This is a genomic window from Microbacterium sp. NPDC089188, from assembly GCF_040685155.1.
Lineage (GTDB): Bacteria > Actinomycetota > Actinomycetes > Actinomycetales > Microbacteriaceae > Microbacterium > Microbacterium galbum.
Map to the genome: position 1 here is coordinate 31235 of NZ_JBFBHH010000004.1, position 12670 is coordinate 43904.

The 12670-nt window shown below is 71.8% G+C and carries 8 protein-coding genes; 1 reads left to right on the plus strand and 7 read right to left on the minus strand.

The window, feature by feature from the left end:
• The first annotated feature begins 173 nt into the window (after nucleotides 1-173).
• The gene (locus AB0N80_RS13245; RefSeq protein WP_363578956.1) at nucleotides 174-1589 is read left to right on the plus strand and encodes a glycosyltransferase family 2 protein; all 1416 of its coding nucleotides are present in this window, start codon (nucleotides 174-176) and stop codon (nucleotides 1587-1589) included.
• On the opposite strand, the gene AB0N80_RS13250 is transcribed toward AB0N80_RS13245, so the two are convergent.
• From AB0N80_RS13250 to tkt, 7 genes are all read right to left on the minus strand, one after another.
• Nucleotides 1537-4068: a LuxR family transcriptional regulator gene (locus AB0N80_RS13250; RefSeq protein WP_363578957.1), complete on the minus strand. Its 2532-nt coding sequence runs from the start codon at nucleotides 4066-4068 to the stop codon at nucleotides 1537-1539. The two genes, AB0N80_RS13245 and AB0N80_RS13250, sit on opposite strands and share 53 nt — an antisense overlap.
• Before the next feature lie 261 nt (nucleotides 4069-4329).
• Nucleotides 4330-5121: a 6-phosphogluconolactonase gene (gene pgl, locus AB0N80_RS13255; protein WP_315995861.1), complete on the minus strand. Its 792-nt coding sequence runs from the start codon at nucleotides 5119-5121 to the stop codon at nucleotides 4330-4332.
• On the minus strand, nucleotides 5118-6065 hold the full coding sequence (locus AB0N80_RS13260; RefSeq protein WP_315995860.1) for a glucose-6-phosphate dehydrogenase assembly protein OpcA: 948 nt from the start codon (nucleotides 6063-6065) through the stop codon (nucleotides 5118-5120). Before AB0N80_RS13260 ends, pgl begins: the two co-directional genes overlap by 4 nt.
• Nucleotides 6062-7612: a glucose-6-phosphate dehydrogenase gene (gene zwf, locus AB0N80_RS13265; RefSeq protein WP_363578958.1), complete on the minus strand. Its 1551-nt coding sequence runs from the start codon at nucleotides 7610-7612 to the stop codon at nucleotides 6062-6064. Before zwf ends, AB0N80_RS13260 begins: the two co-directional genes overlap by 4 nt.
• A gap of 2 nt (nucleotides 7613-7614) precedes the next feature.
• A complete protein-coding gene (locus AB0N80_RS13270) occupies nucleotides 7615-9240 on the minus strand; it encodes a glucose-6-phosphate isomerase (protein ID WP_363578959.1) in 1626 nt (541 codons plus the stop codon).
• A complete protein-coding gene (gene tal, locus AB0N80_RS13275; protein ID WP_363578960.1) occupies nucleotides 9237-10358 on the minus strand; it encodes a transaldolase in 1122 nt (373 codons plus the stop codon). The genes AB0N80_RS13270 and tal overlap by 4 nt, the downstream gene beginning before the upstream one ends.
• Nucleotides 10359-10377: 19 nt before the next feature.
• A complete protein-coding gene (tkt, locus tag AB0N80_RS13280; protein ID WP_363579390.1) occupies nucleotides 10378-12477 on the minus strand; it encodes a transketolase in 2100 nt (699 codons plus the stop codon).
• Between the last annotated feature and the right edge of the window lie 193 nt (nucleotides 12478-12670).

Here is a 12670-nt window from a genome sequence, read left to right on the forward strand (position 1 = left end):
CCGCATCGACGAGTGCGGGCCGGCTGCGGCGCCGCGGGCCCGTTCTGCGCGTACCGTCGGGCGCAGCCTCGACCCGAAGAGGAGGACCCCATGAGCCCCGCCCTGCCCGCGCACGACCTCGCACGCCCCCCTGCCGTGTCCCCCTCGCGCGCCGCCGACGAGGGGCGGATGCCGTGACCGTGACGTTCGCCGTCGTCATCGCCGTCGCGACGGTGGGCGTGTCGACGCTGGCGTGGGGGACCGTCGGCATCCTGCGCCTGCTCGCCGAGTCCCGCATCGCGTCGCCGTGGGGCGCACCGTCGATGTTCTACCGGTCCGACGAGGTGGCCGTGCTGATCGCGGCGCACAACGAGGAGCTGGTCATCGCGGAGGCGGTCGGCGCCGCGCGACGCCTCGTTCCGCCCGGCAACGTCTTCGTGGTCTCGGACGGGTCGAGCGACGACACCGTCGGGCGGGCGCGACGCGCCGGAGCGACGGCCGTCGACCTCGTTCCGAACCGCGGCAAGGCCGGCGCCATCCGGGCCGGGCTCGAGCGCTTCGGCATCGCCGCCCGCTTCCCCCTCCTGCTCCTGCTCGACGCCGACTCCCGCCCCCGCCCGGACTACCTGCGCACCGCCCTCCCCTTGTTCACCGACGACGGGGTGGTCGCTGTCGCGGGCCGCGCCACGACCGCGGCCGACACCCCGCGCACCGTCGTCGGCCGCGTGCTCACGGCGTATCGCGAGCGCACCTACGTCTGCACCCAGTACCTGCACAAGTTCGGCCAGGCTGCGCGGGGCGCCGACGCGGTGGCGATCGTGCCGGGCTTCGCGAGCCTCTACCGCACCGACGTGCTGGACCGCATCGACATCGATGCCCCGGGGCTCTCGATCGAGGACTTCAACATGACGTTCGAGGTGCACGCGAAGCGCTTGGGGCGCATCGCCTTCCATCCCGGCTGTGCGGTGGCCGAAACGCAGGACCCGGCGACCCTGCGCGACTACACCGCACAGGTGCGCCGGTGGAGCCTGGGCTTCTGGCAGACGGTGCGGCGGCACGGTGTGCGCTACGGGCTGTTCTGGACCTCGGTGGGCGTCTTCGCGATCGAGACCGTCGTCTCCAGTCTCGTGCTCGCCGCGGCGCTTCCGGTGCTGCTGTTCGCCGGTCTCGCGGCCGTGGCAGCGGCCGTCCTCACCGGACCGGCGGCGCAGACCGCGGCGGCGCTGTCGGCCGCTCTGCCGGTCGGTCCGCTCGCGCTGGCCTTCCTGCTCGTGGACGCGCTGATGACGGTCTTCGCCTGCGCCCTCTCGCGCACCCGGCCGCGCGTGTGGATGCTGGTGTTCCCGCTGCTGAGGGTGTGGGACGCGCTGCTGTGCCTGCGGGCGCTGATGTCGGCGTGGGGGCGTCCCTCCGACGGGCGCTGGCGCAGCCCGGACCGCCGGCCGGCCGCTGTCGCGCCGGCAGCGGGGGGAGCGGATGCCGTGACCTCGGCATCCGTGTCGGCCCCTCGTCGCGAGTTCCGGCGCCGGACCTCCGCGACGCCGTCGCCCGGCGCGATCAGGGCGTCGCCGCTCCGCGCAGCAGCGAGACGAGGTGGACGCGCGAGGTGACGCCGAGCTTGCGGTAGACGCGCGTCAGGCGCAGTTCGACCGTGCGCAGCGAGACGAACAGCGCCGACGCGATCTCGCGGTTGCGCAGACCCTGCTCCACCAGGGCCACGACCTCCTGCTCCTGCGGCGACAGCGCGCGACCGCGCGCCGGAATCGTGCTCGTGCGCGCCGCGGGGGAGCGGTCCGCCGTCGGCAGGCACCGCTCGCGCGTCGCGTGCAGCGCCGAATGCTCCGAGGGGGCGTCGGTGCTGCGCAGGACGGCGTCGGCGTCGCGGAACGCCCGCGCGCCGTCCTCCGCGGAGCGGCAGACGGCGCGGGATCGCGCCACGGCGAGGGTCGTCCATCGGCGCGGATGCCGGGCCGCGGCCGCTTCGAACCGCGCGAGCTCGCGGCGGGCCTCGGCCTCGCGCCCGGTCAGCCACAGCGCCTCGATCAGATCGGCGTCGATGCGCAGCAGCGACGGATCATGCGTCGCCGCAGCGTCGCCGGCCCCGCGGAGCAGGTCCACGGCATCCTCGTACCGTCCCTCGGCGAGGGCGAGCCTCCCCTCCAGCGCCGCGAAGAACGGCAGAAGGGCCGTCGTCCCCTCACGCCGGCACAGGTGGCGTCCCCGTGCGATCAGGTCGCCCGCGCGCGCGTCGAGAGGGTCGGCTGCGGCCGCCTCGGCGCACAACAGGGTCGTCGCGGCGTCCTCCGCGCGGCCCGGGGCCCACTCGTGGCGCCAGGCCGCGACGGCCTCGCGCACCGCCGACGCGTCGCCGCCCCGCACCTCGCAGACCACGAGCAGGCGCAGGACGCGCTCGCGCCACAACGGGGCCACCCGGGGAACGCGCTCCAGCAGCTCGGTCGCCTGACGCCGCGCCGCGGCGTACTCCTCGCGCAGCATGCGCACGCTCGCCGAGAGCGAGGCGATCTCGACCGGTGCATCCGCCGCAAGTACGGCCGGGTCGAGGGGCGGCGCCACGTCGCGACCCGGCGCCGGGGCGCCGCAGCCCAGTTCGGCGACGAGCAGGCGCAGCATCGCGGTCTCGGTCGACGCGGCACCTGCCGCGGCGATCGCGTCCAGAGCCTCGAGCGCCGCGGCGAGCTCCCCGCGCCCCAGATGCAGTCGGGCGCTCTCGCAGAGCAGGCGCTCCACACCGGCGGTCCATCCCTCGGCGTCGACGCGGACGAGGACGTCGTCGATCACGTGGTCGACGTTCGCCCCTGCGCGCAGGCGGGCGATCGCCGCGCGCACACGGACGGCGGCATCGTCGCTGCGTCCCGCGCGCCGCAGATAGTGCTGTCCGAGCAGGTCGAGCCCCTGGAGCACCAGCGCGCCGCCGAGATCGACGAGTCCTCGGGTGCGGCCCTCGGGGTCGAGTCGACCCGACAGGGCGCGTTCGGCGAACTCCACAGCGGATGCCGTCTCCCCGGCGCGCGCGAAGCCCACCGCCGCGGCGAGGAGCGAACCGCGGTCGCCGTCGGGCTCGAGATAGCTCTCGTGCCACAGCTGGGTGGCACGGTCGCGGTCGCGATGATCGTCGGCCGCTTGGGCGTGCAGCCGGCGCCGGTCCTCCGGCGCCATCGCCGCGTGTCGCCGCAGACGGAGCGCGGGATCGCTCATGCGGGCCAGGTCGTCGTGCACGCGGACCGTGCCGTCGTCGATGAGCTGGTCGACGTCGGCGCCCTCGGCGAGGGCGGTGAGGCGCAGTCGCTCGTAGTCGTAGACGGGACCGATCGACAGCAGGTCGAGCACCGCGTCCGCCCGTGCGCCGCGCGGGGAGAATGCCTCGCGCCGTGGGCGACCGCTCCGGTCGTCCGACAGGCGCAGCGGGAGGGGCAGCGCGTCCTCACCCGCCGCCTCCGCCGCCGTCAGCCGCACGCGAGACAGCACGCCGGGGTCGCCGCCGGTGAACATCACGACGAGGTGGCGTACGGCGGCCGCGCTCGCGGGACCGACGATCTCGCGTGCGAGGTCGGACGCGGCCTCGAAGGCGAGGGGCTCGAGGCGCACGTGCGGCAGCGCGGCGACTTCGTGGCGGTGCCCGGGGGGCCCCACGGTGGCCAGGATCGTGACCCCCGTGCCACGGAGACGCCCGAACACGTACGACAGCACCGTGAGGCTCGCACCGTCCATCTCATCGAGGTCGTCGATGACGAGCACGCCCGCGTCGTCGCGGATGAGGTGCAGTGTCCGGCTCACCTCCTCGGCCATCAGGTGCTCCGGCCAATCGCGACCGCGGTCCAGGATGCCGTCGATCGCGGCGCCGCGCGCGCCGCCGAGTCCGGCGGCGACGGCCGACAGGCCCGAGTACGGCCACATCCGCTCGCTCGGACTGACGGCGACCAGGTTCGCCCGGTGCTCCCGGGCGAGTTCGGCCGCCAGGGCCGATTTGCCCATTCCCGCCTCGCCGACGAACACGCACGCGGCTCCCGTGCGCAGTCCGACGGTCGTCCGTGCGATATCGAGCTCGCGCCCGCGACCGAACAATGGCATCCCACGCTCCCTCTCGCGCGAACCGGCGGGCGACGATCACGATCGTCGCGCCGGTTCAGGATGCCCCCCCTGCAGGAAGGGTAAGCCGCCGCACCGTCGAAGACAAGAGCCGGAGGATTTCTCCCCGTTCGCACGGAAGGGGCCCGGATGCCGGGCATCCGAGCCCCTCGTGCCGTCAGGGTTCCGCCGACGAAGTCTTCTCGCCGCAGCCGCGGCGTGAGAACTCGCGTGGTCGGAGTGCGCGGGCGGGGGTACCGGAGGTCAGTACTCGCGATCGATGAGCTGCGGCGGAACCTGATCGGCGGCGACCTCGTCGACGAAGAAGGCCGTGCGACGACGGCCCTTCGCGCCCGCCGCGGGGACGCTCTGATAGCTGGCCCCGGCGAGGGCCAGCCCGAGGGCTGCGGCCTTGTCGGCGCCGGCGATGACCATCCACACGCGCTTCGAGGAGTTGATGACCGGTCGCGTCAGCGAGACGCGGTCGCTCGGCGGCTTCGGTGAATCGCGCACCGGCACGGTGGCGCGATCGGTGACCGAGATCTCGGGCCGGTCGGGGAACAGCGAGGCGATGTGCGCGTCGGGGCCCACTCCGAGGAAGCAGATGTCGAAGGACGGCCAGGGGCCGGTCTCGCTGCGGTCGGAGGGGGCGAACTGCGCCAGTTCGTCGGCGTATGCGATCGCCGCGGCATCCAGGTCGAGTCCGTCGTCGCTCGAGGCGACCACGTGGATGTTCTCGGCCGGGATGTCGAGGTGGTCGAGGAACGCTTCGCGCGCTTGCTTCTCGTTGCGGTCGTCGGAATCGCGCGGAACGAAGCGCTCGTCGCCGAACCAGAAGTGCACGAGCGACCAGTCGACGTCGGCGACGCGCGCATCGCTTGCCGCGGTGCGCAGCACCGCTGCGCCCATGGTCCCGCCGGTCAGACAGACGTGCATGCGCTTGCCCTCGGCGACGCGCTTGACGATCCGGTTCATGAAGCGGGTCGCGACGTACTCGGCGAGCGTGTCGGCGTCGCGCTTGATGATGACGCGCTTGGCCGAGCCGTTGTCGGTCATGACGCGTCCTGCTCGCTCGCCGCGAGCAGCAGGTCGTGCCCCTCGGTGATGACCCGCCCGTAGAGCAGGTCGGGGTCGAGACGTCGCAGCTCCTCCGCCAGGCACTCCCGCAGGGTGCGGCGGGGGAAGGCGAGGTCGTGCGTGGGCTGCCCGGGCTGCGTGAGTACCGCGATGCCCGCCTCGGGACGCTCGAGGAGCGTGTCGCCACTCGGGCGCGTGAGGCGCACCGACTTGATGCCGCTCGCCCACTCGTCGGCGGGCAGGTAGGCGTAATCCACCGGAGCTTCGAGCTTCATGCCCAGCCACGCCGCCAGCAGGGCGGTGGAGGGGGAGTCGGCCGCACCGCGCACCTCGACGGCGGTGACCGGTTCGAACGGCGGCTGGTCGAGCACGGCGGCCAGCTGCTCGCGCCACCGGGTGACCCGCGTCCAGGCGAAATCGGTGTCGCCGGGCGCGTAGTGCTCGCCGAGCTGCGCGACCCAGGCAGCGGGATCCGCCTGCGACGAGGCATCGGTGATGCGACGCTGGGCGATGCGGCCGATGGCCGAGCGCGAGGGGTTCTCGGGGGCTTCGGCCGGCCACCACGCCACGACGGGTGCGTCAGGCAGGAGCAGGCCCGTCACGAGGCTCTCGGCGTTGGAGCCGGCCGCGCCGTGGGCGCGGAGCACGACCACCTCGCTCGCACCGGCGTCGCCGCCGACGCGGATCTGCGCGTCGAGGCGCGGCTCCTCGTCCTCGTCGCCGAACAACACGGCGATCACGCGCATCGGGTGCTCGCGCGAGGCGTCGTTCGCGGCCTCGATGACTTCTTCCTCGGCACCGTGGTGGGTGACGATGATGAGCGTCAGCACGCGCCCGAGGGCGACGGCGCCGCCCTCTTCGCGCACGCTCACGAGGCTCTTCGAGATCGCGCTGACGGTGGTGTCGGGCAGATCGATGATCACGGGCGCCTCCAGGTGCGGCCGTCGCGGGCGAGGAGCTCGTCGGCGGATGCCGGCCCCCACGACCCGGGCGAATACTGTTCGAGGGGACCGCCCTCGGCGGCCCAGAACTCCTCGATCGGGTCGAGGATCTTCCAGCTGAGCTCGACCTCTTCGTGCCGCGGGAACAGCGGCGGGTCGCCGAGGAGCACGTCGAGGATCAGACGCTCGTAGGCCTCCGGGCTGGCCTCGGTGAAGGCGTGGCCGTACCCGAAGTCCATCGTGACGTCGCGCACCTGGGTGCCGTCGCCGGGGACCTTGGATCCGAACCGGATCGTGACGCCCTCATCGGGCTGGACGCGGATGACGAGCGCGTTCTGTCCGAGCTCCTGCGTCTGGCTGCGGGAGAACAGCTGCTGCGGCGCCCGCTTGAACACCACGGCGACCTCGGTCACGCGGCGTCCCAGGCGCTTTCCGCTGCGCACGTAGAACGGCACGCCCGACCAGCGGCGCGTGTTGATCTCGAGCTTGATCGCCGCGTACGTCTCGGTGACCGACTCGGGGTTCATCCCGTCTTCCTCGAGGAAGCCGAGCACCTTCTCGCCGCCCTGCCATCCGCCGGCGTACTGACCGCGCGCGGTGGCCTCGGCCAGATTCTCCGGCAGGCGGACGGCGGCGAGCACCTTCTCCTTCTCGGCGCGCAGGTCCGCGGCGTTGAAGCTGATGGGCTCCTCCATCGCGGTGAGGGCGAGCAGCTGCAGGAGGTGGTTCTGGATGACGTCGCGCGCCGCGCCGATGCCGTCGTAATACCCCGCACGGCCGCCCACGCCGATGTCCTCGGCCATGGTGATCTGCACGTGGTCGACGTAGTTGCGGTTCCAGATGGGCTCGTACAGCTCATTGGCGAAGCGCAGCGCGAGGATGTTCTGCACGGTCTCTTTGCCGAGGTAGTGGTCGATCCGGAAGATCGAGTCGGCCGGGAACGCGCTCTCGACGACCTCGTTCAGCTCGCGGGCGGAGGCGAGGTCGTGGCCGAAGGGCTTCTCGATGACCACTCGGCGCCAGCCCGAGGTGTCCTCGGCCTTGTCGCCCACGAGACCCGACGCCTTCAGCTGGGTGGTGACCAGCGGGAAGGCCTTCGGCGGGATCGACAGGTAGTACGCGTGATTGCCCATGGTCCCGCGCTCGGTGTCGAGCTTGTCGACGGTGTCGCGCAGGCGCACGAACGCCTCGGGATCGTCGAACTCGCCCTGCACGAAGCGGATGCCCTCGAGGAGCTCCTTCCACGTCTCCTCGCGGAACTCCGTGCGCGCGTACTTCTTCACCGACTCGTAGACGACCTTCGCGAAGTCCTGGTCCTCCCAGTCGCGGCGGGCGAAGCCGACGAGCGCGAATCCGGGGGGCAGGAGTCCGCGGTTCGCGAGGTCGTAGACGGCCGGCATGAGCTTCTTGCGCGACAGGTCTCCCGTCACGCCGAAGATGACGAGCGCGCTGGGCCCCGCGATGCGGTTGAGTCGGCGATCCTCGGGATCGCGCAGAGGATTGTGACCCGGTGTGATCTCTACGACCATGCTTACTGTGCCGCCTCGAAGAGTGAGAGCACCTCGACCTGCGGGTCGGTCAGCGTCAGCGTGACGACGGGACGGCCATGAGCCTCCGCCAGCACGCTCGCGTCTCCCGCGGCCTGTGCCTGGATGAGTTGTCCGAACGTGAACGGCCGCCCCGGGATCTCGAGGTCGACATCGGTGCGTTCGATGATCTGGAGGAACACCCCGTTGGCGGGTCCGCCCTTGTGGTACTGCCCGGTGGAGTGCAGGAACCGCGGACCCCATCCGAACGTGGTGGGACGACCCGTGTCGGCCGCCACCAGCTCGCGGAGCCCCGACAGCTGAGCGAGGTCGAGACGGTTCACGTACGCCTGCACGCTGACGTACCCGTCTGCGGGGACGCGGGCCCAGAGCGCCGCGAGCACGCCGGCGACGGTGCCGCTCTCGGCGAGGGCCGGGTCGGACACGCCCACCTCGACGCCGTCGGCGACGAAGGCCGCGGCGGTGGGGGCGGGCTGCGACTCGAGCAGGCCCCGCGTCGCCTCCTTCGCCGACTCCACGTCGGGCTGGTCGAACGGATCGATGCCCAGGAGGCGGCCGGCGATCGCCGTCGCGTACTCCCACACGACGAACTGCGCGCCCAGCGAGCCGCTGACCAGCACCTCGCCGGTGTGGCGCTCGAAGAGGTGGAACGCATCGGCGTCGTCGACGAAGCGCACGACCTGCAGGTCGTCGGGCTTCGCCTCGAGTTCGGGCGAGACGGGGAGCAGCACGACGGGCAGGATGCCGGTGCCGTCCTTGCCCGTGGACTCGGCGACGAGCTGTTCGATCCAGTCGGGCAGGCCGATGATGTGGCTGCCGTCGGTGACGAGGCCGAGCTTGTCGCGTCGGTGCGCGCCGCCTCCGGCGATGGCCGCCGCGAGCACGAGGGCCGGGTTCTCGGGGGAGTCGATGGCGACCTCGAGGAGGGTCGCGTCGGCTTCGTCGAGCAGATCGTCGATGTCGACGCCGGCGAGACCCGCCGGCACGAGTCCGAAGGCGGTGAGCGCGGAGTATCGTCCGCCGACCTCGGGGTCGGCGAGGAACACGCGGTAGCCGTCGGCGCGGGCCGACCGCTCGAGCGGGGAGCCGGGGTCGGTCACGACCACGATGCGCCCCGCGGGGTCGATACCGACGTCGCGGAAGGCGGCCTCGAAGGCGCGCTTGGCGGAGTCGGTCTCGATCGTCGACCCCGACTTGCTCGATACGACGAGCACCGTCTGCTCGAGTCCGCCCGACTCGGCGTCGCCGTCGATCGCGGCGAGCACCTGGCCGGGGGCCGTGGAGTCGAGGATGACGAGGGGTACGCCGGACGACTGCGCGATGACCTCGGGCGCGAGGGACGATCCGCCCATGCCGGCCAGCACCACCCGGGTCACGCCCTGCGCGACGAGCTCGTCGCGCAGGGCGGTGATCTCGGGCACGAGCGGGCGCGAGACGGAGACCGCCCGCACCCACCCGAGCCGACGAGAGGCCTCGTCTTCGGCAGCCGCGCCCCACAGGCTCGCATCGCCCGCCGTGATGCCCGACGCGATGAGCGACCCGGTCAGACCGGGAAGCTCGGCGTCGACCACCGACTTGACGTGGCCGGTGACCTTGACGGCAAAGCTCACTTGGCGGCCTGGGCGCTTCCGGCGTCGAGGGCGGTCTTGACCGTGTCCTGCAGCTCGTGCCACGACGCGATGAACTTCTCGACGCCCTCGTCCTCGAGCGTCTGCGTGGCGTCGGCCACGTCGACGCCCGCCGCGGCGAGGCGGTCGAACACCTCGTGCGCCTCGGCGTAGGCACCGGTGACGGTGTCTCCGGTGATGACGCCGTGGTCGAACGTGGCCTCGAGCGTCTTCTCGGGCATCGTGTTCACGGTGCCGGGGGCGACGAGTTCGGTCACGTAGAGCGTGTCGGGCAGGGCGGGGTCCTTGACACCCGTCGAGGCCCAGAGGGGACGCTGCACGGTCGCACCGGCATCCAGGAGCTTCTTGGCACGGTCGTCGGAGAACTTCTTCTCGAACAGCTCGTAGGCCAGGCGGGCGTTGGCGATACCGGCCTTGCCCTTCAGCTCGGCGGCCTCATCGGTGCCGATCGCGGCGAGACGCTTGTCGATCTCGGTGTCGACGCGCGACACGAAGAACGACGCCACCGACTGCAGGGTCGTGATGTCGTGGCCGGCGGCCTGCGCCTTCTCGACTCCGGCGAGGTAGGCGTCGATGACCTCTTCGTACCGCTCGAGGCTGAAGATGAGCGTGACGTTGACCGAGATGCCCGCACCGATGACCTCGGTGATCGCCGGCAGGCCGGCCTTGGTCGCGGGGATCTTGATGAGGACGTTCTTGCGGTCGACGCGCGCCGAGAGGTCCTTCGCCTGCGCGACGGTGCCCTCGGTGTCGTGGGCGAGGTCGGGGGAGACCTCGATCGACACGCGACCGTCGACGCCGTTCGAGGCCTCGAAGACGGGCAGGAAGATGTCGCATGCGTCGCGCACGTCGTCGGTGGTGATCGAGAAGATCGCCTCGTCGACGTCGGCGCCCGCCGCGGCGAGCTCCTCGACCTGGCCCTCGTACGCCTCGCCCTTCGAGAGGGCTCCGGCGAAGATGGTCGGGTTGGTCGTGACGCCCGAGACGTTGCGCGACTCGATCAGCTCGGCGAGGTTGCCGGACTGGATGCGCTGACGCGACAGGTCGTCGAGCCAGATGCTGACGCCCTGAGCGGCGAGGTCTGCGGTGGGAGTGCTCATGTGTGTCGGTCCCTCTCGATTACTTCTTCGCCGCGGCGAGCGACTCGCGTGCGGCCTCGACGACGTGCTCGGTCGTGATGCCGAACTTCTGGAACAGGGTCTTGTAGTCGGCCGACGCACCGAAGTGGTCGATCGCGACGGAGCGGCCGGCGTCGCCGACGATGCCGGCCCAGCTGAGCGCGGAGCCCGCCTCGACCGAGACGCGCGCCTTCACCGACGACGGCAGCACCGACTCGCGGTAGGCCTCGTCCTGCTCGGCGAACCACTCCAGCGACGGAGCCGACACCACGCGGGCGTGCACGCCCTCGGCGGCGAGCGTCTCGCGCGCCTCGACGGCCAGCTGCACCTCGGAGCCGGTGGCGATGAGGATCACGTCGGGCTCGCCGTTCTTCGCCTCGGCCAGCACGTAGGCGCCCTTGACGGCGCCTTCGGCGGAGGCGAACTCGTCGCCGGATGCCGCGCCCTCGCCGCGGGCGAAGACCGGGATGTTCTGACGGGTCAGGGCGATACCGGCGGGACCGGCGGTGCGGCGCAGCATCTCGAGCCACACGACGGAGGTCTCGTTGGCATCCGCGGGACGCACGAGGGCGAAGTTCGGGATGGCGCGGAGCGTCGCGAGCTGCTCGATCGGCTGGTGCGTGGGGCCGTCCTCGCCGAGCGCGACGGAGTCGTGCGTCCAGACGAAGATCGTCGGGATGTTCATCAGCGCGGCCAGACGCACCGGCGGGCGCATGTAGTCGCTGAAGATGAGGAAGGTGCCGCCGAACGGACGGGTGGGTCCGTGCAGGACGATGCCGTTGAGGATCGCGCCCATGGCGTGCTCGCGGATGCCGAAGTGCAGCACGCGGCCGTAGGGGTCGCCCGACCACTCGTGCGTCGACCACGAGGCGGGGATGAAGGACTTGGCATCCTTGATCGTCGTCAGGTTGGACTCGGCGAGGTCGGCCGAACCGCCCCAGAGCTCGGGGAGCGAGGCGGCGAGGGCGTTGATGACCGTGCCCGAGGCGGCGCGGGTGGAGACGTCCTTGCCGGCCTCGAAGGCGGGCAGCGCCTCGGCGATGTCGGCCGGGAGCTCGCGGGCCTGCAGGCGGTCCCACAGCTGCTTGCGCTCGGGGTGGGCGGCGGCCCAGGCGTCGAACTTGTCCTGCCAGGCGGCCTTCTCGGCCTCGCCGCGCTTCACGAGCTCGCGCGTGTGCTCGAGGACGTCGTCGGCGACGGCGAAGTGCTGCTCGGGGTCGAAGCCGAGCACCTCCTTCGTGGCCTTGAGCTCGTCGGCGCCGAGGGCGGAGCCGTGGATCTTGCCGGAGTTCTGCTTGCCGGGCGAGGGCCAACCGATGATCGTCTTGAGGATGATGAGCGAGGGCTTGCTCGTCTCGCCCTTGGCGGCCTCGATCGCGGCGTGCAGCTCGGCGACGTCCTCGACGTACTGACCGGTCTTCTTCCAGTCCACGGTCTGCACGTGCCAGCCGTATGACTCGTAGCGCTTCTGGACGTCCTCGGTGAAGGCGACGTTGGTGTCGTCCTCGATCGAGATCTGGTTGGAGTCGTAGATCGCGATGAGGTTGCCGAGCTCCTGGTGGCCGGCGAGCGAGGAGGCCTCGCTGGTCACGCCCTCCTGGAGGTCGCCGTCGCCGGCGATCACGTAGACGAAGTGGTCGAAGGGGCTCTCACCGGCGGGGGTCTCGGCGTCGAAGAGACCGCGCTCGTAGCGTGCGGCGTAGGCGAAGCCCACCGAGGAGGCCAGACCCTGGCCGAGGGGGCCGGTGGTGATCTCGACGCCGTCGGTGTGTCCGTACTCGGGGTGGCCGGGGGTCAGCGAGCCCCAGGTGCGCAGCGCCTCGAGGTCCTTCAGCTCGAGGCCGAAGCCGCCGAGGTAGAGCTGCACGTACTGGGTGAGCGACGAGTGCCCGGCGGAGAGGATGAAGCGGTCGCGACCGGGCCAGTGCGTGTCGGCCGGGTCGTGGCGCAGCACACGCTGGTACAGCAGGTAGGCGGCGGGGGCCAGCGACATGGCCGTTCCCGGGTGGCCGTTGCCCACCTTCTCGACGGCGTCAGCCGCCAGGATGCGTGCGGTGTCCACCGCGCGCCGATCGATCTCGTCCCATTCGAAGTCCGACAACACGGTGCCTTTCTCGATCCTGCGCCCGATTCACAAACCGACGTCCGCGCTCGTCACCGTAGGAGTGGGAGGGGGGTGGGGTGTCGGCGCGGGGCGCGCGTTCTTCGCCAGCATAGCGAGAACGACCGACGCCGTTGCCGTTCGTGACGGGGGTCGACAGGCGGCCGTGCGTGTGGTGGGGATGGCATAGAAT